At 74.9% G+C, this 19,760-nt stretch carries 19 protein-coding genes; 3 read left to right on the top strand and 16 right to left on the bottom strand.

Annotation, left to right across the window (positions count from 1 at the left end):
- Positions 1-58: 58 nt before the first annotated feature.
- The 8 genes from ABT093_RS07925 to proC all read right to left on the bottom strand — a co-directional run bounded on the left by ABT093_RS07925 (position 59) and on the right by proC (position 7,332).
- Positions 59-1,075: a lysophospholipid acyltransferase family protein gene (locus tag ABT093_RS07925; RefSeq protein ID WP_350561602.1), complete on the bottom strand. Its 1,017-nt coding sequence runs from the start codon at positions 1,073-1,075 to the stop codon at positions 59-61.
- Between the two features lie 6 nt (positions 1,076-1,081).
- Positions 1,082-2,194, bottom strand: a complete 1,113-nt coding sequence (locus ABT093_RS07920) for an NAD-dependent epimerase/dehydratase family protein (protein WP_350561600.1) — start codon at positions 2,192-2,194, stop codon at positions 1,082-1,084.
- 151 nt (positions 2,195-2,345) lie between these two features.
- Positions 2,346-2,444, bottom strand: coding sequence for a 30S ribosomal protein bS22 (locus ABT093_RS07915; protein ID WP_003948845.1), 99 nt, complete (start codon positions 2,442-2,444; stop codon positions 2,346-2,348).
- 189 nt (positions 2,445-2,633) lie between these two features.
- Complete coding sequence (locus tag ABT093_RS07910) at positions 2,634-2,843, bottom strand: helix-turn-helix domain-containing protein (RefSeq protein ID WP_329885539.1); 210 nt, start codon at positions 2,841-2,843, stop codon at positions 2,634-2,636.
- 251 nt (positions 2,844-3,094) lie between these two features.
- A complete protein-coding gene (locus tag ABT093_RS07905) occupies positions 3,095-4,291 on the bottom strand; it encodes an acetoin utilization protein AcuC (RefSeq protein WP_350561598.1) in 1,197 nt (398 codons plus the stop codon).
- A 209-nt stretch (positions 4,292-4,500) separates the two neighbouring features.
- A complete protein-coding gene (locus ABT093_RS07900) occupies positions 4,501-5,706 on the bottom strand; it encodes an MFS transporter (protein ID WP_350561597.1) in 1,206 nt (401 codons plus the stop codon).
- 110 nt (positions 5,707-5,816) lie between these two features.
- Entirely contained in the window at positions 5,817-6,473 is a 657-nt protein-coding gene (locus ABT093_RS07895; protein WP_350561596.1) for an HAD family hydrolase, read from the bottom strand.
- A 31-nt stretch (positions 6,474-6,504) separates the two neighbouring features.
- Positions 6,505-7,332, bottom strand: coding sequence for a pyrroline-5-carboxylate reductase (gene proC / locus ABT093_RS07890; RefSeq protein ID WP_350542447.1), 828 nt, complete (start codon positions 7,330-7,332; stop codon positions 6,505-6,507).
- Positions 7,333-7,520: 188 nt separating this feature from the next.
- On the opposite strand from proC, the gene ABT093_RS07885 reads away from it, so the two are divergent.
- Together ABT093_RS07885 and ABT093_RS07880 are read left to right on the top strand one after the other, a co-directional pair.
- On the top strand, positions 7,521-7,955 hold the full coding sequence (locus ABT093_RS07885) for a hypothetical protein (protein ID WP_350561595.1): 435 nt from the start codon (positions 7,521-7,523) through the stop codon (positions 7,953-7,955).
- A gap of 124 nt (positions 7,956-8,079) precedes the next feature.
- Entirely contained in the window at positions 8,080-9,459 is a 1,380-nt protein-coding gene (locus tag ABT093_RS07880) for an SCO2583/SCO2584 N-terminal domain-containing protein (RefSeq protein WP_350561593.1), read from the top strand.
- A gap of 195 nt (positions 9,460-9,654) precedes the next feature.
- Here ABT093_RS07880 and ABT093_RS07875 read toward each other — a convergent pair whose 3' ends face one another.
- From ABT093_RS07875 to ABT093_RS07845, 7 genes are all read right to left on the bottom strand, one after another.
- A complete protein-coding gene (locus tag ABT093_RS07875; protein ID WP_350561591.1) occupies positions 9,655-10,182 on the bottom strand; it encodes a hypothetical protein in 528 nt (175 codons plus the stop codon).
- Between the two features lie 91 nt (positions 10,183-10,273).
- Positions 10,274-12,118 (bottom strand): dihydroxy-acid dehydratase, encoded by a 1,845-nt coding sequence (gene ilvD, locus ABT093_RS07870; RefSeq protein WP_350561589.1) that lies wholly within the window; start codon positions 12,116-12,118, stop codon positions 10,274-10,276.
- 131 nt (positions 12,119-12,249) lie between these two features.
- Complete coding sequence (locus ABT093_RS07865; RefSeq protein WP_350561587.1) at positions 12,250-13,020, bottom strand: class I SAM-dependent methyltransferase; 771 nt, start codon at positions 13,018-13,020, stop codon at positions 12,250-12,252.
- Between the two features lie 52 nt (positions 13,021-13,072).
- The gene (locus ABT093_RS07860) at positions 13,073-13,879 is read right to left on the bottom strand and encodes a class I SAM-dependent methyltransferase (protein ID WP_350561585.1); all 807 of its coding nucleotides are present in this window, start codon (positions 13,877-13,879) and stop codon (positions 13,073-13,075) included.
- 32 nt (positions 13,880-13,911) lie between these two features.
- Complete coding sequence (locus ABT093_RS07855; RefSeq protein ID WP_350561951.1) at positions 13,912-14,739, bottom strand: sugar phosphate isomerase/epimerase family protein; 828 nt, start codon at positions 14,737-14,739, stop codon at positions 13,912-13,914.
- Between the two features lie 619 nt (positions 14,740-15,358).
- On the bottom strand, positions 15,359-16,321 hold the full coding sequence (locus ABT093_RS07850; protein WP_350561583.1) for a Ppx/GppA family phosphatase: 963 nt from the start codon (positions 16,319-16,321) through the stop codon (positions 15,359-15,361).
- 197 nt (positions 16,322-16,518) lie between these two features.
- Positions 16,519-17,841 (bottom strand): SUKH-4 family immunity protein, encoded by a 1,323-nt coding sequence (locus tag ABT093_RS07845; protein ID WP_350561581.1) that lies wholly within the window; start codon positions 17,839-17,841, stop codon positions 16,519-16,521.
- A 129-nt stretch (positions 17,842-17,970) separates the two neighbouring features.
- Between ABT093_RS07845 and ABT093_RS07840 the strand changes: the two genes are divergently transcribed.
- On the top strand, positions 17,971-18,516 hold the full coding sequence (locus ABT093_RS07840) for a GNAT family N-acetyltransferase (RefSeq protein WP_350561579.1): 546 nt from the start codon (positions 17,971-17,973) through the stop codon (positions 18,514-18,516).
- A 190-nt stretch (positions 18,517-18,706) separates the two neighbouring features.
- Here the strand turns inward: ABT093_RS07840 and ABT093_RS07835 are convergent.
- Positions 18,707-19,760: toxin glutamine deamidase domain-containing protein (locus tag ABT093_RS07835; protein ID WP_350561577.1), on the bottom strand; the 1,054-nt coding region annotated here is incomplete at its 5' end.

Here is a 19,760-nt window from a genome sequence, read left to right as displayed (position 1 = left end):
CGGGCCCGGCGGACACCACGTCCGCCGGGCCCGTCCGCGTCCGCGCGGGCGCCCGTCGTCAGAAGAACACCGAACGCCGCCGCACCAGCAGCTGGTAGAGGGTGTGCTGGATGGTCTCCCGCACCTCGTCGGCCAGGTCGAAGACCAGCATCGGATCGTCCGCCGCCTCCGCCGGGTGCCGGTCGGTGGCGATCGGCTCGCCGAACTCGATGATCCACTTGGTCGGCAGCGGGACCGCCCCGAGCGGCCCCAGCCACGGGAAGGTCGGCGTGACGGGCACGTACGGCAGGCCGAGCAGCCGGGCCAGCGTCCGGAAGTTCCCGATCATCGGATAGGTCTCCTCCGCCCCGACGATCGAGCACGGCACGATCGGCACCCGTGCCCGCAGCGCCGAGGAGACGAAGCCGCCCCGGCCGAACCGCTGCAGCTTGTACCGCTCGGAGAACGGCTTGCCGATCCCCTTGAAGCCCTCCGGCCAGACGCCGACCAGCTCGCCGCGCTCCAGCAGCGCCTGGGCGTCCTCGTTGCAGGCCAGGGTGTGCCCGGCCTTGCGGGCCAGCTCGTTGACGCCCGGCAGCACGAACACCAGGTCGGCGGCGAGCATCCGCAGGTGGCGCCGGCGCGGGTGGTGGTCGTGAATCACCACCTGGGTCATCAGGGCGTCCAGCGGGATCGTGCCGGAGTGGTTGGCCACGATCAGCGCGCCGCCCTCGGCCGGGATGTTCTCGATCCCGCGCACCTCCACCCGGAAGTACGTCTCCGCCAGCGGCCGCAGCAGCCCGAGCAGCACCTCCTCGGTGAGCTCGCGGTCGAAGCCGAACTCGTCGACCTCGTAGTCCCCGGTGATCCGGCGGCGCAGGAAGGCCAGGCCGTCGGCGGCCCGGTCCTCCCAGCCCTTGCCGAACGCCCGGGTCGCGGCGGCGCCGAGCCGCCCGGCCAGCGCGCCGCCGACGGCCTCGGCGACCCGGTCGGCCAGGCCCGGGCCGTCGGCCGGCGGCTGCTCGCTCCAGCTGGGGGCGGACTCGATCGGGATGACCTTCGCCTCGCCCGGCGCGTTCTCGGCGGCGGCACTCATGCGGGTTCAGCTCCTCGGTCGGGGCGGTCGGGGCGATCGGGCACCGGCGGCGTCGGCGTCGGCCCCGGCCAGCAGCGCGGCCAGGCCGTCGGTGACGGCGGTCAGCCGGCCCGGGGGCAGCAGGCCGGGCGACTGCGCGGCGGCGAAGTCCGCGAAGGCCTCCGGGGTGGTGAACGCCGGACGGTAGCCGAACTCCTCGCGCAGCCGGGCGGTGTCCACCACCCGGCCGTGGGTCAGCAGCCGCAGCTGCTCGGGCGAGACGTCGACCAGCCGGGTCTGCCGGGCCAGCCCGGCCATCCAGCTGACCGCGGGCAGCAGCAGCGGCAGGGTCGGCCGGCCCAGCCGGCGGGCGCACTGGGAGAGCAGCAGCACGCCCTCCCCCGCGACGTTGAAGGTGCCGGTGTTCACGGTGCCGGGCCCGGCCGGGAAGGAGGCCCGGCAGAGCACCTCGACCACGTCGTCCTCGTGCGCGAACTGCAGCCGCGGGTCGTAGCCGAGGACGGTCGGCAGCACCGGCAGCGCGAAGTACGCGCCGAGCGGGGTGTCGGCGCCCGGGCCGACGATGTTGGCGAACCGCAGCACGGTGACCGCGACGTCCGGGCGGCGCCGGGCGAAGCCCCGGACGTAGCCCTCCACCTCGACGGCGTCCTTGGCGAAGCCGCCGCCCGGCAGCACCTTGGGCTGGGTCCGCTCGGTGAACACCGCCGGGTCACGCGGCGCCGAGCCGTAGACGCCGGTGGTCGACTTCACCACCAGCCGGCGCACGCCCGGTGCCTTCTGGCAGGCGCCGAGCAGCTGCATGGTCCCGATCACGTTGGACTCCTTCACCGCGGAGCGGTGGGTGGAGCCCGGCCCGGTGGCGCTGACCGCCAGGTGGACGACCGTGTCGACGCCGTGCTCGGCGATCACCCGGGCCACCGCGGGACGGCGCAGGTCGAGCTGGTGGAAGCGGTACGGCGCGGCGGGCCCCTCCGGCTCCGCGAGCGCGCGCAGCGCCGGGCGCGGCGGCTGCACGTCCACCCCGACCACCAGGTCCACGCCCTCCCGGCGGCGCAGCTCGGCGGCGAAGCGGGCGCCGAGGTGGCGGGCCACGCCGGTGACGAGCACGACGGTTCCCACAGCGCTGCACCCCATTCCTCGGCCCGGGAGACCTGCGTGCACCGTACCGCGCCGCCCGGGCGGGCCGGGAAACGACACCGCCCGCCCCGGGCCGTGAGGACCGGGACGGGCGGTGCGAAGCGCTGGGCGCGCGAGGCGCGGCCGGGGGCGCTTACTTCTTGTTGCGACGCTGAACGCGCGTGCGCTTGAGAAGCTTGCGGTGCTTCTTCTTGGCCATACGCTTGCGACGCTTCTTGATGACAGAGCCCACGGAACAACCCTCGCTCACTGAGACTCTCGCCCGTGAGAGACGGAGTCCATACGACTGACGGAGGGCCTAGCCTACATTCCACACGCCCAGGGCCGTAATCGCGCTCCCCGAAGCGGGCGAACAGGCGGCGAATCCGGGGCGAACGGATACGGGGCCCACCGAGGTGGACCCCGTACCGGACCGGCCCGCCTACGCGCTCTCGAGCCGCACGTAGGAGTCCTTGAGGTACTCGTGCACTGCCTGCTGGGGCACCCTGAACGAGCGGCCGACCCGGATGGCGGGCAGCTCACCGCTGTGCACCAACCGGTAGACCGTCATCTTGGAAACCCGCATGACCGCGGCCACCTCGGCCACGGTCAGGAAGACGACGTCCTGCAAGGGGCGTTCGCCGGAACTCATGACCATCACCCGACCCTTACCCGTGTGCAAGGCACCGGCTTCCCCTCCGGTGACTCCACCGGCACACGTGTATCCCCAGAGTAGTTATGGGTGGTACCAGTGGGAAGAGGGGGAAGCGCAGTCCTCTGACGGTGAGGGATAAGCCCGTTGCAGTACGTAGCCGATCCTCGGTCTGCACTAGTCGGCGTGCGCACGGAAAGCGACGACGCACCAGGTCTTCACAAGTGGAGGCACCGGTTCGGCGGCCCGGATCAGGGCATCAGGCCGTGGTGCGGCAGAACGGCGCGGCGGGTCGCCAGGATCGCCTGGTCGAGACGGTCCGCCGGATCGTATCCCGCGTCGAAGTCGCGCCAGACCGGCCGGGCGCCGTCGGTCATCCGCAGCGGGGCCGGACGGCGGGTGCGCCGGTACACCTCGGCACGCCAGGACTCCGGGGTCTCGGTGGCCGGGTCGACGGGCCGGCCGGCCGCGGTGGCGACCAGGTGCGTCCAGGTCCGCGGGACGACGTCCACGACGGCGTAGCCGCCCCCGCCGAGGGCGATCCAGCGGCCGTCGGAGTGCTCGTGGGCCAGCTCGTGCAGCTCCTGGGCGATGGCCCGCTGGGCGTCCACGGTGACGGCGAGGTGGGCGAGCGGGTCCTCCAGGTGGGTGTCGGCGCCGTGCTGGGTGACCAGGACCTGGGGGCGGAAGGCGGCGAGCAGTCCGGGCACCAGGGCGTGGAAGGCGCGCAGCCAGCCGGTGTCGCCGGTGCCGGCCGGCAGCGGCAGGTTGACCGCGGAGCCCTCGGCGCCGGGGCCGCCGGTCTCGGTGGCCCAGCCGGTCTGCGGGAAGAGGGTGGCGGGGTGCTCGTGCAGGGAGACGGTGAGCACCCGGGGGTCGTCCCAGAAGGCCTGCTGGACGCCGTCGCCGTGGTGGACGTCGATGTCGACGTAGGCGACCCGCTCGGCGCCGAGTTCCAGCAGCCGGGCGATGGCGAGGGCCGGGTCGTTGTACACGCAGAAGCCGGAGGCGCGGTCGGGCATGGCGTGGTGCAGGCCGCCGGCGAAGTTGACGGCGTGCGGGGTCTCGCCGCGCCAGACGGCCTCGGCGGCGGCGACGGACTGGCCGGCGATCAGCGCGGAGGCGGAGTGGACGGCGGGGAAGGACCAGTTGTCGTCGGTACCGAGGCCGTGCCGCGGGTCCTGCCGCTCCGGGTGGGCGGCGGCGTACTTGACCGCCTCGACGTACTCGGCGGTGTGCACCAGGCGCAGCGTGGACTCGCCGGCGGGCGGCGCGGCCCGGACGGTGACACCCGGTCCGGCGGCGAGTCCGAGGTCCTCCACCAGGCGCATGGTGAGCGCGAGCCGGGTCGGGTCCATCGGGTGGCCTGGGCCGAAGTCGTAGGCGGTGACCGCCTCGTCCCAGAAGAGGTGCAGGCCGCAGGAGGTGTCACGCTCGGCTTCGGGCATGGCGTCCACCGTAGTGGGTGGGGGCGGCCCGGCCCGGCAACGGGTCCTCGAACGGCGGCCGTACGGCCGTCAGGCCCCGACGCGCCCGTTCGCCGTCGGCGCGGGTGCGGCCGCGGGCACCGGGACCGCGATCCGGCCGGGGCGGCGGCCGGCACCGGGCGCGGGTCGCCCTGGAGGCCGGGGCGCGGGCCAGGATCCCGGACCGCCGTTCAGACGGCCGCCGGAGCCGGGGCGGGGGCCGTCGGGCCCGGGGCGAAGCGGTCGGCGAGCGGGAGGACGGCGAGCACCAGGAGCATCGGCGCGAGCAGGGCCCAGCGGTAGGAACTCGCGTCCGCCAGCGCGCCCACCAGCGGCGAACCCAGCAGGAAGCCCACGTAGTTGAACAGGTTGAGCCGGGCCACGGCGGCGTCCGAATCGGCCGGGAAGAGCCGGCCGCCAGCCGCGAAGACCTGCGGGATGATCGCGCAGATCCCGAGGCCCAGCACGGTGAAGCCGGCGATCCCGGCCCAGGCGCCCGGCGCGGCGGCGGCCGCCGCGAAGCCCAGCGCGGCCAGCGCGGCGCCGGTGCGCACCACCGGCACGGCGCCCCAGCGCTGCACGGCGCGGTCGCCCAGCGCCCGGCCGAGCAGCATCGCCAGCATGTAGCCGAGGTAGGAGAGCTTGGCGACGTCCTCGGGACTGCCCAGCCCGTCGGTCAGGTACTTGACGCTGTAGTTGGAGACCGAGGCGTCGGCGATGTAGGCGAAGGCCATCGCCAGGCAGAGCGGCAGCAGCGGACGCCAGGGGATCGACCGGGCGGCGGCCTCGGCGGCCTCCCGGACGGCGTCGCCGAGTTCGGCGGGACCGGCGGCGTACGTGCCGGCCAGCAGCGCGAGCGGGGCGATCACCGCGGCCGCCGTCCCGAAGAGCACCGGCAGGCCCAGGCCGTAGTGCGCGCCGAGGCCGGCGACGGCCGCGCCGAGGATGCCGCCGAGGCTGAAACCGGCGTGGAAGCCGAGCATCACCGAGCGGCCGTAGCGGTGCTGGAGACCGACCCCGAGCATGTTCATACTGGCGTCCAGCGCGCCGACCAGCAGTCCGAACGCACCCAGGGCGAGGGCGAGTTGCCAGAGCGCGTCGCCGAGGCCGACGGCGGCCAGGGTGACGCAGACGGCCGGCTGGACCACCCGCAGCACGGCCCGCGCGCCGGTCCGGCGGACCAGCCGCTCGGAGGCCATCGATCCCACCCCGGCCAGCACCGGCACCGCGGCCAGGAAGAGCGGCAGCAGCGCGTCGCCCAGCCCGTACCGGTCCTGGATCTCCGGGATGCAGGTGACCAGCAGGGCGAAGGTGACGCCCTGGAGCAGGAAGCTCGCGGCCAGCGCGGCCCGGCCGGCCCGGAGCCGGGGCGTGACGACGGGACCCTCGGTACGCACATGCACCTCGCTACTGGCCGGTACGGCGGTCGGTGGCGAGAGCGTAGGCGCAGACGGCCGATCCCGGGAAGGGGTGTGCGGGACCGGAAGGGGCCGGGCGCGGCCGGGGCCTAACGGCTCAGCAGGGCGGGGACCTCGGCCAGGTCGGCGATCAGGCCGGTGGCGCCGGCCTCGGTCAGCTTCGCCGGGTCGGTCAGCGCGGTGTAGCCGTAGACGTCCATGCCCGCCGCGCGGGCGGCGAGCACCCCGTTGGGGCTGTCCTCCACCACCAGACAGGCCGCCGGGTCGACGCCGAGGGCGCGGGCCGCGTGCAGGAAGAGGTCCGGCGCGGGCTTGCCCACGCCGACGTCCTGGGCGCTGAAGATCCGCTCCTCCGCGACGTGGCCGCGCAGGCCGGTGGCGTCCAGCGCGGCGCGGATCCAGCTGTGGTGGGCGGAGGAGGCCAGGCAGTAGGGCACGGAGCGCCGCCGGAGCTCCTCCAGCAGCGCGTCCGCGCCCCGGACGGCGGCCAGCTCGGTGGCGAAGGCGTCGAAGACCCGGCCGTGGAACGCGTCGTCGAAGCCCTCCGGGAGCCGCGCGCCGTCGTAGCGCTCGGCGATCACGTCGTGCACCCGGTGGGCGGCGGTGCCCATGAAGTCCCGGTAGGAGTCCTCGATCGTGGTCGGGTAACCCAGTTCGGTCAGGTACTCGGCCAGCAGCCGGTTGGAGAGCGGCTCGCTGTCCACCAGGACACCGTCGTTGTCGAAGATCACCAGTTCGTAGCTCATGCGTTCGACCCTAGCCGGACGGCCCCGGCCATCACTTGCCGCCGGAGGCCAGCTCCCGGGAGCGGTCCCGGGCCGCCTCCAGGGCGCCCAGCAGGGCCGCCCGCACCCCGTGGTTCTCCAGCTCGCGGATGGCGGCGATGGTGGTGCCGGCCGGCGAGGTGACCGCCTCGCGCAGCTTCACCGGGTGCTCGCCGGAGTCCCGCAGCATGACCGAGGCACCGATCGCCGACTGCACGATCAGGTCGTGCGCCACCTGCCGGGGCAGCCCCAGCAGGATGCCCGCGTCGGTCATCGCCTCGACCAGGAAGTAGAAGTACGCCGGGCCGGAGCCGGAGAGCGCGGTCGCCGCGTCCTGCTGGGACTCGGGCAGCCGCAGCGCCTTGCCGACCGAACGGAAGATCTCCTCCGCCCGCTCCAGGTGCGCCTCGGTGGCGTGCGAGCCGCCGGAGATGACGCTCATGCCCTCGTCGACCAGCACCGGCGTGTTCGGCATCACCCGGACCACCGGGGTGCCGGCCGCCAGCCGGGCCTCGAACCAGGCGGTCGGGATGCCGGCCGCCGCCGAGATCACCAGCCGGTCCGGGGCGACGTGCGGCGCCAGCTCGTCCAGCAGGGTGCCCATGTCCTGCGGCTTCACCGCGAGGATCAGGGTGTCGGCGAGCTTGGCGGCCTCGGTGTTGCCCACCACGCCGACCCCGTACCGGGAGGCCAGCTCGGCGGCCCGCTCCGGACGGCGGGCGGTCACCAGGACGTCCCCCGGGTCCTTGCCGGCCCGCAGCAGACCGGAGAGCAGGGCCTCCCCGATCTTGCCCGTGCCGAGGAAGGCGATCTTCTGTCCGTGCGCCGCGCTGCTGGTCATGGCCGCTCCTTGCCTCCGGTGCCGCGTTCCGTCACCGCGGCCATCCTCGCACCGCGCGCCCTCCACCGGCGGCATCGTCCACTCTGCGGGCAGCCCGGACGGGGCGCCCCTTAGGGCGAAACTCCGGGTTGTCCCCTATGGCCCGGGGCTGGGCGCGGGCGCACCGTGGAGTCATGGCACACGGAGAGATGTCCCGACGTGAGAACCGGCAGGTCGCCGTCGCCGCGGCGACCCTGGGGCCGTGGCGGACGGCCGCGGGAGTCGGTGCGGTGGTGGGGGCGACGGACCTGGTGATCGATCTGATCGACGGGGACTGGTCGCTGAGCATGCTGGCAGGGCCGGCCGGTTGGGGCCTGTTCTTCTTCTTCCTGGTCGGCACGGTCGGCGCCCGGCTGCGCCGGGAGGGCGGCGACCGGCGGCTGCAGCGGTGGGCGAACGAGCACCCGTGGCAGGCGGCGCTCCCGGCGGCCGGCGGACTGCTGGTGCTGAACGTGCTGGCGCAGCTGTTCCTCGGGGACGCGGGCGTGTTCGAGGCGTTTTTCGAGTCGCTGTTCCCGGCCGCCATGCTGGTGACCGTCGCCGGGGTGGTCGGGTCGGTGAAGAAGGCCCGCGGCAAGGACTGACGCGGGCGCGGCGGCGGGCCCGCGAGGGACAAAAGCGCCCCGATCCCCGCACACCGCTGGCGCGTTCACCGAACGGTGTGCCCCCGATCGAACATTCGTCACACCCCGTCGGCATACTGGCGCGATGCCGATCGCCGAAGACCCAGAACCGCGCCCGTCCGAGGGCCGGGAACCGGACGGGACCGCCCCGTCCGGACCGGACGGGAAGGACCCGTTCGCCGACCTCGTCCTCGACGAGGAGTTCGTCAACGGTGCCTCCGTCAAGGAGCAGACGGGCCGCACCCGGATGCTCGCCGCCCAGTGGAAGCACACCCCGCCGGTCGACCCGGGCGGCCGCCGCTCGGTGAACGACGGGCCGGCGCCGAAGAAGCGGTTCGCCCGCAGGGCGCGGCCGGTCGACGCGTGGGGCAGCCCTCGGCCGCGCCGCGCACTGGAGTGGCGCACGCCGCTGTTCGTGGTGCTGGCCATCGCCCTGGTGCTCGCCGCGCTGAACGTCGACGGGCTGCGGAACTGGTACTCGACGCGCTTCGGTGACGGTTCCGCCGGCACGGCCTCGTCCGCCCCGGTGCCGACCGTCGCGCCGGAGACGGCCCGGCCGACCGAGGCGCCGTCGGCGGCGGCCGGGCAGCGCCCCACCGTCGACCACCCGTGGGCCGGTTCCCCCGCCGAGGGGTGGCCGACCAGTATCACGGTGTTCGAGCCCAAGGAGACGCCCGGCGCCATCGGGGTGTTCACCGCCGAGGAGGTCGCCGAGCAGGTCGCGCTGGTCAAGGACTACCTGGCGCTGGCCAACATGGACCCGGCGGTGGTGGCCGGCGGGCGTCCGACGGCCGCGCTGGCGATGCTGGACGCCGAGGAGCAGAACTCGGCGGTCAAGGCGCTCGCCAAGCCGTCCGCCGAGAGCGATCCGACCTACTGGTTCACCCGCTTCGACCCGGCCGAGGCGATCCCGGTCAACGGCACGGTGAAGCTCCAGGGCTTGATCACGGTCGAGGGCGACGGCGAGAAGGGTGTCCTGGTGCACACGGACTTCACCTTCGTGTACGCGCTGCGGCCCGGCCCGGAGGCCGCCAAGCGGGCCGCCTCGCCCAGGCCGAAGCCCACCGCGCGGCCGACCGCGCCGGGCGGCGGCGGCAATGAGGGCGGCAACGGAAGCAGCGGGGGCGGCACCGCCCGCCCGGTCGGCTGGACGGTGCCGGCCGCCGACGTCGCCGGGGACACCTGGACCGCCCGCACGGTGATCCGCAAGGTGGAGACCTTCCGGTTCTACAACCCGAAGCGCTACGACGTGATCCCGAAGAAGCTGAACATCAACAGCAGGTCCGAGATCGGCAACAGCGCCTGCGACGTCTACGACGGCTACCTGCACCCGCGGTTCGACCAGTTCTCGGCCACGTTCGACGGCCCCGAGCCGGCGCCCAGCGGCACCGCCAGCGACCCGTACGACCGCACCAAGGACCTGCCGGCCGACGACGGCGAGTGCGGGACGGTGACCCGCAGCTAGGCCCTCTCTTTCGGATCACGCCAGGCGGTCGCCGCCGGAGCACGCACCTCGCCGGCTTGTCGTCGGTCGCCGATGGCCCCCAGCCCGGCGGCCGGGAGGTGCCCCCACCGCATGGACTCCCTCCTCCGCACCACCGATGCACGCACTCCACCGACGCCCACTGGTCCGACGTGATCCGAGAGAGAGGGCCTGAACTCAGCGCCTGCGCTTGGGGCGGCCCGGCGTCCTGGCGCCGGGCCGCCCGCTGCGGTTCGCCTGCCGGCGCTCGTGGCGGTCGAGCTCCCGCTCGTAGCGGGCGCGCCGGACGGCCTCGCCCGGCGCCTCGCGCAGGCTGCGCACGAAGTAGGCGAGCAGGGCGCCGACCCCGCCGATGATCCAGACCACGCCGAGCGACTTCTCCTCGGCCATCCAGCCGGTCAGGTTCTCCTTGCCCTCGGCCAGCAGCTTCCAGGTGCGCAGCGCGGCGAGCAGCGAGCAGATCGCGACGGCGGCGACCAGCAGCCCGTTCAGGAACCCGCCGTTGTCGGCGATCTGGATGCCGTCCACGGCGAAGCGCAGCACGAGGGCGGTGGCCGCGGCGGCGAGCAGGGCTCCGACCGGGACGAGGACGCGGCGCAGCCGGTAGTCGCCGCCGCGCTCGACCCAACTGGTGCCGAACCAGCGGATCGGCTCCGGCTCGGGCGCGCCGGCGGGCTGGGCAGGGGGACTGGGTTCCTGGGTCACGGGTCCGATTATCCCCGGTGGGCGGGAACGGCGGAGGAGCCGTCCCGGTGGCCGGGACGGCTCCTCGTCACTCGCCGGTGCCGCGGTGGGGTCAGCCGAGCTTGCTGACGTCCCGGACGGCGCCCTTGTCGGCGGAGGTGGCCATCGCGGCGTACGCGCGCAGGGCCTGGCTGACCTGGCGGTCGCGGTTCTTCGGCCGGTAGCCGCCGGCGGCCTCCAGCGCGCGGCGGCGCTCGTCCAGGACCTCGGCCGGCACCTCCAGCGAGATCCGCCGGCCCGGGATGTCGATGGCGATGGTGTCGCCGTCCTCGACCAGGGCGATCGTGCCGCCGGAGGCGGCCTCCGGGGAGGCGTGGCCGATGGACAGGCCCGAGGTGCCGCCGGAGAAACGGCCGTCGGTGACCAGCGCGCAGGCCTTGCCGAGGCCGCGGCCCTTGAGGAAGGAGGTCGGGTAGAGCATCTCCTGCATGCCGGGGCCGCCCTTCGGGCCCTCGTAGCGGATGACGACCACGTCGCCCTCCTTGACCCGCTTGGCGAGGATCGCCTCGACCGCGTCCTCCTGGGACTCGACGACGACGGCCGGCCCGCTGAACGTCCAGATCGACTCGTCGACGCCGGCGGTCTTCACGATGCAGCCGTCCTCGGCGAGGTTGCCGTACAGCACGGCGAGGCCGCCCTCGACGGAGTAGGCGTGCTCGACGCTGCGGATGCAGCCCTTGGCGGCGTCGGTGTCCAGCGAATCCCAGCGCTCGGACTGGGAGAAGGCCTCGGCCGAGCGCACGCAGCCGGGGGCGGCGTGCCACAGCTCGACCGCCTCGGCGGACGGCGAGCCGCCGCGGACGTCCCAGGTCTTCAGCCACTCGGCGAGCGAGTCGGCGTGCACGGTGTGCACGTCCTCGTTGAGCAGACCGCCCCGGTAGAGCTCGCCGAGGATGGCCGGGATGCCGCCGGCCCGGTGCACGTCCTCCATGTAGTACGAGCCGTTGGGCGCGACCTTGGAGAGGCAGGGCACCTTGCGGGAGATCGCGTCGATGGCCCGCATGTCGAAGTCCAGCTCGGCCTCCTGGGCGGCGGCGAGCAGGTGGAGGATGGTGTTGGTCGAGCCGCCCATCGCGATGTCGAGGGCCATCGCGTTCTCGAAGGCGGCGCGGGTGGCGATCGCGCGGGGCAGGACGGAGTGGTCGTCCCGGCCGTAGTGGCGGTCGGCGATCTCGACGACGGTGTGGCCGGCCCGCTCGTAGAGGGCGCGGCGGGCGGTGTGGGTGGCGAGGACGGAGCCGTTGCCGGGCAGCGAGAGGCCGATCGCCTCGGTGAGGCAGTTCATCGAGTTGGCGGTGAACATGCCCGAGCAGGAGCCGCAGGTCGGGCAGGCGTTCTCCTCGATGATCGCGATGTCCTCGTCGGAGACGTTCTCGTTGACCGCCTGGGAGATCGCGTCGACCAGGTCGAGCTTGCGCACGGTGCCGTCGACCAGGGTGGCCTTGCCGGCCTCCATCGGGCCGCCGGAGACGAAGACGGTCGGGATGTTCAGCCGCAGGGCGGCCATCAGCATGCCGGGGGTGATCTTGTCGCAGTTGGAGATGCAGATCAGCGCGTCGGCGCAGTGCGCGTTGACCATGTACTCGACCGAGTCGGCGATCAGGTCGCGCGAGGGCAGCGAGTAGAGCATGCCGCCGTGGCCCATCGCGATGCCGTCGTCGACGGCGATGGTGTTGAACTCGCGGGGGATGCCGCCCGCCTCCTTGATCGCCTCGGAGACGATCCGGCCGACCGGCTGGAGGTGGGTGTGGCCGGGGACGAACTCGGTGAAGGAGTTGGCGACCGCGATGATCGGCTTGCCGAAGTCCTCGCGGGCTACGCCGGCCGCCCGGAGAAGCGCCCGGGCGCCTGCCATGTTGCGACCGTGGGTGACCGTACGGGACCTCAGCTCGGGCACTGTGCTCCACTCCTTCGGAGGCTGGCTGGCGGCCCCGGTCGTTCGGAGGGTGCGGGGCCGCTGTGTCCGTCGAGCCTACGCCCGCCGTCCGGGCGGCGGACGCCGCGTCCGCGATGCGGTCAGCGCCGCGGTCAGCGGGGGACGACCGCGACGGTGAGGTCCAGGCGGTACGGCACGGTGACCGGGCCGTCCGGGAACTCCGCCAGCAGCGCCTCGCGCTCGCCCTCCAGCAGCGCACGGCGCCGGTCCTCGCCGAGGACGGCGACGTAGGAACGCGAGGACAGGTCGGTGATCAGGTGGTCGACGGTGGTCCGGCGCTCCCAGCGGAGCACCGTGCCGACGGACTCCAGACCGAGGCGGCGCCACTGCTCGGCCGCCGTCTCCACCTCGTCGAACCGGCGGACGGCCCCGGGCATCAGCGTGCGCTCCCGGGCGCCGGCGGCGCGGACCCAGGCCACGTCCTGGTCCATCACGTTCCACCAGGCGGCGAGCGCTCCGCCGGGGCGCAGGACGCGGACCGCCTCGGGGACGGAGCGCTCGGGATCGGTCCAGTGGAAGGCCTGGGCGTAGGTGACGAAGTCCGCCGAGTGTTCGTGGAACGGCAGCTCGTCACCGCGGCCCCGGACCAGCGCCAGACCCGGGCCGCTCGCCAGGAACTGCGCCGCCATCCCCGCGCTCGGCTCCACCCCGACGACGTCGGCGCCCCGCGCGGCCAGCAGCCGGGTGGAGATGCCGGTGCCGGCACCGACGTCCAGGACGCGGGCGCCCCGCAGGGTGCGGCCGGCCAGCCGCTCCAGCTCGTCGAACAGCTCCTGCGGGTACGACGGCCTGCCCCGGTCGTACTCCGCAGCCACCCCGCCGAACGACTCCGCGAGCCCGCGGAACTCCTGGACGTCCGCCATGTCTCCCCCTCCGTCGGACCGGGCCGGGTTCAGGTGCGGTTTCGGGCCGGGCTCAGGCGCGGTTTCGGGCCGGGGTGAGCGCGACGTTGAGGTACAGCACGTACGGCTCGATCACCCAGCCGTCCGGGAACTCCGCCAGCAGCGCCTCGCGCTCGACGGCCAGCAGCGGCTCGCGCCGCTGCGGGGTGAGCGCGGCGAGGTAGGAGCGCGAGGAGAGGTCGGTGATCAGGTGCTCGACGGTGATCCGCCGCTCCCAGTGGAGGACCGACTGCGTGTTCCGCAGGCCGTACGGGGCGAGGTGGGAGGCGATCTCCTTGGTGGCACCGTAGCCGTGGTAGGTCCCGGGCAGCGCGACGGCGAGCCGCTCGCCCATCGCCCGCACCCAGGCGACGGTGCTGTCCTTCACGTTCCACCAGGCGGCGAGCGCTCCGCCGGGGCGCAGGACACGGACCGCCTCGGGGACGGAGCGCTCCGGGGCCGTCCAGTGGAAGGCCTGGGCGTAGGTCACGAAGTCCGCCGAGTGGTCGTGGAACGGCAGCTCGTCGCCACTGCCCCGGACCAGCGCCAGACCCGGGCCGCTCGCCAGGAACTGCGCCGCCATCCCCGCGCTCGGCTCCACCGCCACCACGTCGGCGCCCCGCGCGGCCAGCAGCCGGGTCGAGATCCCCGTCCCCGCGCCGACGTCCAGCACCCGCGCGCCCCGCAGGGGGCGGCCGGCCAGCCGCTCCAGCTCGTCGAACAGCTCCTGCGGGTACGAGGGCCGCGCCCGGTCGTACTCCGCCGCCACCCCGCCGAACGACTCCGCGAGCCCGCGGAAGTCGCTGCTGGGCCTGGTACGGGTTCCGTCCTGTTCCGCCATGTCTCCCCCTGAGTACGGCAGTTCGTGTGCCGTCAGCGTACGCGCGCGTGGGTGGCCAGGTGCAAGCGGGTGAAGGCGAGCGCCTCGGCGAGATCGGCCTCGCGTTCGGCGGGCGACGCGGCCCGGCGGGTGTTGACCTCCAGCACCACGTGGCCGTCGAAGCCGGTCCGGGCGAGGTGTTCCAGCAGCTCGGCGCAGGGCTGCTTGCCCCGGCCCGGGATGAGGTGCTCGTCCTTGCCGGAGCCCGAGCCGTCCGCCAGGTGGATGTGGGCGAGCCGGTCCCCCATCCGCTCGACCATCGCGAAGGCGTCCACCCGCGAGGTGGCGACGTGCGACAGGTCGATGGTGAAGTGCCGGTACTCCTCGTCGGTGACGTCCCAGCCCGGCGCGTACGCCAGCATCTCGCGGTCCTTGTAGCGCCACGGGTACATGTTCTCGACGGCGAACCGCACGTCCGTCTCCCCCGCCATCCGGTGGATGCCCTCGACGAACTCGCGGGCGTACTGGCGCTGCCAGCGGAACGGCGGGTGGACGACGACCGCGCTCGCGCCGAGCTTCTCGGCCGCCGCCCGGGCGCGGACCAGCTTGGTCCACGGGTCGGTGGTCCACACCCGCTGGGTGATCAGCAGGCACGGCGCGTGCACGGCGAGGATCGGCATGCCGTGGACGTCGGAGAGGTGGCGCAGCGCCTCGATGTCCTGGCTGACCGGGTCGTTCCAGACCATCACCTCGACGCCGTCGTAGCCGAGCTTGGCGGCCAGCTCGAAGGCGATCGCGGTGGTGGCCGGGTAGACCGAGGCGGTGGACAGGGCGACCTTGGTGTCCGGGATGTGCAGGGCCGGGTGGGCGGGCAGCACCAGGCGGTCGGTGGTGCGCAGCAGCGGGGGGCGGGCGGCGGCCTGGCGGGCGGCCTTGACGGACTTCACCGACTGGACGGCGGCCTTGGCGGCGCCGGCCGCGCGGGCGGTGCGGGTGCTGCGGGCGGGCTGCGCGGGCTGGGCGGCGGGGGCCTTGGGGGGCGTCTTGCTCGTCTTGCTCGTCTTGCTCGCTTTGCTCGTCTTACTCGCCTTGGTTGCGCCGGCCGCCTTGCCCGCGGCTCTGGTGGCGGCCTTCCGGGCGGCCTTCTCGGCGACGCCGCCGGCGGCCTCACGGGCGGCCTTGCCCAGCTTGCGGGGGCGGGCGGGGGCGTCCGTCGGGTCCGCCGGGGCGGCCCGGCGGACCGCCGTCGGGGGCGTGCCGGGGGCCCGGTCCGGGCTCCGGACGGCGGGCGGCCCGGGGGCCGGCTCTGCGGGCGGCTCGGGGGCCGTGCGGTGGGCCGGGCGGCGCGGGATGTCCGGCCGCGGCTGCCCGTCCTCGGGAGCGCGGCCCTCCCGCGTTCCGTCCTCGCCCGCTGGTGGTGCCACGGGAGACAGCGTAAGCGGACGGCGCCCGGAACGGGGAGCGGGTCGCCGCCCGCCCGGCCGTTCCGGGCACCGGCCGTCAGGGGGTGAGGGCGGGCCGGCGGCGGTCGGCGGCGTTGTCCATGGCGTCCAAACGGCGCAGGATGATCCCCTCGCGCAGCGCCCAGGGACAGACGTCCAGCTCGTCGAGGCCGAACAGGTCCATCGCGGCGTCGGCGACCAGCGCGCCGGCCAGCAACTGCTTGGCCCGCCCCTCGGAGACGCCCGGGATCTGCGCCCGTTCGGCGACGGTCATCGCGGAGAGCCGGGGCAGCCAGGCGGCGAGGTTGGTCCGGGTGAGCCGGCGGTCCGCGTACGGGCCGGCGTCGGCCGGGGCGGCGCCGGTCATCCGGGCGAGCTGCTTGAAGGTCTTGGAGGTGGCCACGGCGTGGTCCGGGGCGCCGAGGCGGGAGATCTCGCCGACGACGGTGGCGATCTCGGCGCGGATGTGCCGCCGCAGCCCGCGCAGCTGCTCGGGGTCGGCGACGTCGCCGGGCAGCCAGCGGGCGGTCAGCCGGCCGGCGCCGAGGGGCAGCGAGCAGGCGGCGTCGGGCTGCTCGTCCAGGCCGCAGCCGATCTCCAGCGAGCCGCCGCCGATGTCGAGGTTGAGCAGCCGGCCGGAGGACCAGCCGAACCAGCGACGGACCGCCAGGAAGGTCAGCCGGGCCTCGTCCTGACCGGAGAGCACCCGCAGCTCCACTCCGGTCTCCTCGGCGACCCGGCGCAGCACCGCCTCGCCGTTGGCGGCCTCGCGCACGGCGGAGGTCGCGAAGGGCAGTATGTCGACCACGCCCTTGTCCTCGGCGACCCGCAGCGAGGAGGCGATCATGCCGATCAGCCTCTCGACGCCGGCCTCACTGATCGCGCCCTGCTCGTCGAGGAGTTCGGCGAGCCGCAGCTCGGCCTTGTGGGAGTAGGCGGGCAGGGGTGCGGCGCCCGGATGGGCGTCCACCACGAGGAAGTGGACCGTGTTGGAACCTACGTCGAGAACACCGAGTCGCATAACTCTCCACGCTACGCGATCCCGACCCGGAGGAGACCGGTCGTGCCGGTGTTCGTGCTGGTCCGGGCACTGATCGCGGCTGCGGGGGGTGCTTCGGGCCCGGGGCGGCGGGGTCGTTCGAACGGTATTCGGACGGTGTTGTTCCGGCGTTCACCCGGGCGGCGGAGGGCTCGGCGCAGTCTGCTGGCGCCACCCGTTCAGAGCAGGCCGTCCCAGAGCTGCTCGACGACGACCGCCCACCAGTTCTCCGGGTCGGCGAAGACCTCCGGGTCCAGCGCCGCGAGGCCGTTCTGCAATTCGGCGACGGCCGCTCCGGCGGCCTGCGGGTCGAGCCCGCGCAGGCCTGGCAGCCGGCCGGCGAACAGGGCGAGGGAGCGCACGAAGGCGGTGAGCGAGGCGTTGCAGTGGCGGGCCGTCGCGTCGTCGGGGTCGACGGCGCGGACGGCGCCGCAGGCGGTGTCCAGGGTGATCAGCGCCCAGCCGTCCGTGCCGAGCACCAGCTGCGGGGCGAGCGCCCGGCGCTCCCGCTCGGCCACCCGGGTGCCGCGGCCCGCCGCCGCCAGGTGGTCGGCCAGCGGCGGGAGCACGGTGGCGGGCCCGTGGAGGCCGCCGTTCGGGCGCGCGCCGCCCAGGACCGGGTCCGGGCCCGGGTCGTGCAGGGCGAAGTAGCCGTCGACGGCCGTCGGCACACCGACCGTCAGCAGCACCCGGGCGTCCTCGGCCGGCAGGTCGGCGCGCGCGATGTCCGCCGGCGCGAACCGCCGGACGCCGTCCGGCCCGAACCGCGCGGTCAGCCGTTCCGCGAGCGCGTGCTCGGCCTCGGCGGGCGCGGGCGCGGCGGCGCGCGGGAACGGGACCCGGTTGCGGACCGGCCCGGCGCCCTCCTCCTGCGGCAGCGCGCGGACGGCCGCCGCCCGCTGGTCGAAGCGCGGGCCGTACGGCAGCTCGAAGTCGAGGCGCGCGTCCGGGAGTTCGGCCGTCAGCGCGTACGCCCAGTAGCCGCCCGGCAGGGCGCTCGGCCGCAGGTCGGTGCGGACGGCGAGCACCTCCTCGGGGCGGACTCCCTGCCCGCGCAGCCACCACCAGCCGCGCAGCGCCGGGTGCGGCAGGCCGGGTGCCGAACGCAGGGCCAGGGTCCTTTGCTCACCGGTGGCGTCACGGTAGATCAGCTCGGCCCGGGTGCCGCGACCGGTGGCGGGCGGCCGGGTGGGGTCGTACCCGCCCGCGCCGACGAAGTCCCGGTACAGCCGGACCACCTCGGGCACCGGGACGGACGGCCAGACGGTGAACCGGCCGTCCGTCCGGTCCACCACGGCGCAGGCCGCCCCGATCTCCTCGGGCGCCCGCCGCTCCCCGGTCAGCGGGTCCACGTGGACCGGCGGCGGATCGGCCCAGACCACCCAGCCCAGCTCGAACTCGTGCGAACGGACCCGCCGGGCGCGCGCCGTCGGCAGGTCCCCGTTGATCCACCGGTGCGCCGCCTCGATCGCCGCCGCCCTCGTCACCGCCACCGCGGCCACCTCCGACTCCTCGTGCCCAGCCCCACCGCGCCCACCTCATTGTGCCGACCCCCCTCACACCGCCCCGCCGTCCTCCTTCCGCCCGCCGCTTCTGATCGTCCGGCGACCCCGCGGGTAGGCTCCGCGGCCATGACTCCAGTCCACCTGGCGGGCCGCCGGCTGGCCCTGCGCGAAGTCGAACCCGGGGACACCGACGACCTTCTGGCGATCTACGGCGATCCCGGGGCCACCCGGCACCTCGGTTTCGAGCCCCGCACCCGGGAGCAGGTGCAGTCCATCGTCGGCCGGTCCGTCGTCTCCGCCGGGGACACGCCGAGGACCGGGTACTGCCTCGCCGTCACCGGGCCCGGCGAGCACCGGCTGATCGGCTACGCGCGCCTGGCGACCGAACCGCAGCGGGCCGCCACCATCGGGTTCGCCCTCCACCCGGCCGAGTGGGGCCGCGGCCTCGGAACGGAGACCGTGCATCTGCTGTGTGAGCTCGGCTTCAACGGCCTCGGCCTGCACCGCGTCTGGGCGGCCCGCTCCCCCCTCAACGAGGCTTCCGCGCGGACCCTCCTGCGTGCGGGGATGACCGAGGACGGCCGGATCCGCGACCACGTCTTCGTCCACGGCGCCTGGCGTGACTCGATCACGTACCCGATCCTGGAGCACGAGTGGCGGCCGCCGGCTTGAGCGACGGTCCTGGCACGGCGTACTCGCGGGCCCGGTGGGGTCGAATATGCAGACCGGTCTAGAGAATCTGCTGCGTCGAAGGCGGAATATGTGGACCGGTCTACCTTTTCCCAGGGTGAATCTGTAGACCGGTCTGCATAAAACCCCCGGGTCGGAGCGGAGCAGGGGTCGGCGCAGGCGATCGCCGGAGTCACGGGGTGGGGGCGGGCAGGTCGAGGGGGCGGCCTTCGGGAGTGAGGGCGATGGCCCAGAGGCCGTGGTCGGCGGGGTGGAGGGGGGCCGGGGCCCGGCGGCCCGCCTGGTGGTCGAGGTAGGTCACGGTGTCCTGGTGGTTCACCGCGTTCCAGGCGTGCGGGCGGCCGAAGCCGTCCAGGGTGAGCAGCACGGCCTGGGCGCCGTGGCCCGCCCGGCGGAGCTCCCCCGCGAGGCGGGCGAAGGCCCGGTCGCCGTCGCCGAGGTCGCGGAACGGCGCGCCGAGTTCGCGCTCGGCGCGGTCGCGGCCGCCGCGCTCGCCCGCGTCGCCCTCGGTGGGCACACGCGGGGCCGCGCAGGTCGGCCGGCCGGTGAAGGTGTCCACGGCGGAGAGGGCGATCTCCAGGCCGTTGTTGGCCCGCCCCGGTGCGCGGTACCCGCCGTCGTTGACCACCTCGGTCCAGCCGCCCGCCGCCGGGTCGGGGTGGCGGACGGGCAGGCCGTCGGCGTCCCGGGGCGCCCGGCGCTCGATCTCGCGCTGGTGCTCCGGGTCGACCGGGCCGAGCCCGCCGGGCAGGCCGGTCGGCCGGCTGTCGGCGATGGTCCGCAGCCGGACGACGGGCGTGACCGCGCCGCCGTCCGCGCGCAGCGCGCGCATGGCCAGGTGGAGGGCGGTCGCGTGCGCGGGGGCCACCGGCACCACGCCCCAGGCGGGCCCGGCCTGGGCGTCGGCGGAGGGGCCGTCCGTGCGGCGGCGGTGCGGATGATGGCCGTCCGGGTGGTCGTCGGGCCGCCCGGGCGCGGGTCCGGGGCCGGGAACGGGCCCGGGGGCCGTGCCCGCGCCGGGCCCGACCGTCGGCGGGGCGGCCGGGGGCGGGGGAACGGTCAGCGGCACCGGGGCACCCACCGGGACGAAGGCCGGGTGCCCGGCCCCGGCGGCCGCGCGAGGGGCCGGGGCGCCGGGGGCAGGAGCGGATCCGGGCGCGGGGGCGGCCGGCGACGGGCCCGCCGGGGCGCCCGCGCCCATCCCCCGGCCGAACCGAGCGGGCCCG

It is taken from the genome of Kitasatospora sp. NPDC002551, assembly GCF_040296005.1.
Taxonomy (GTDB): Bacteria; Actinomycetota; Actinomycetes; order Streptomycetales; family Streptomycetaceae; genus Kitasatospora.
This window is presented reverse-complemented; position numbering and strand designations above follow the sequence as displayed.

Excerpts from the sequence above, each read along its gene's own strand:
- ABT093_RS07885 (WP_350561595.1), top strand. The coding sequence starts at position 7,521 with ATGTCCCGACGTGAGAACCGGCAGGTCGCCGTCGCCGCGGCGACCCTG.
- ABT093_RS07860 (WP_350561585.1), bottom strand. The coding sequence starts at position 13,879 with ATGGCGGAACAGGACGGAACCCGTACCAGGCCCAGCAGCGACTTCCGC.
- ABT093_RS07840 (WP_350561579.1), top strand. The coding sequence starts at position 17,971 with ATGACTCCAGTCCACCTGGCGGGCCGCCGGCTGGCCCTGCGCGAAGTC.
- ABT093_RS07880 (WP_350561593.1), top strand. The coding sequence starts at position 8,080 with ATGCCGATCGCCGAAGACCCAGAACCGCGCCCGTCCGAGGGCCGGGAA.
- ABT093_RS07895 (WP_350561596.1), bottom strand. The coding sequence starts at position 6,473 with ATGAGCTACGAACTGGTGATCTTCGACAACGACGGTGTCCTGGTGGAC.
- proC (WP_350542447.1), bottom strand. The coding sequence starts at position 7,332 with ATGACCAGCAGCGCGGCGCACGGACAGAAGATCGCCTTCCTCGGCACG.
- ABT093_RS07910 (WP_329885539.1), bottom strand. The coding sequence starts at position 2,843 with ATGAGTTCCGGCGAACGCCCCTTGCAGGACGTCGTCTTCCTGACCGTG.
- ABT093_RS07905 (WP_350561598.1), bottom strand. The coding sequence starts at position 4,291 with ATGCCCGAAGCCGAGCGTGACACCTCCTGCGGCCTGCACCTCTTCTGG.
- ABT093_RS07850 (WP_350561583.1), bottom strand. The coding sequence starts at position 16,321 with ATGCGACTCGGTGTTCTCGACGTAGGTTCCAACACGGTCCACTTCCTC.
- ABT093_RS07865 (WP_350561587.1), bottom strand. The coding sequence starts at position 13,020 with ATGGCGGACGTCCAGGAGTTCCGCGGGCTCGCGGAGTCGTTCGGCGGG.
- ABT093_RS07925 (WP_350561602.1), bottom strand. The coding sequence starts at position 1,075 with ATGAGTGCCGCCGCCGAGAACGCGCCGGGCGAGGCGAAGGTCATCCCG.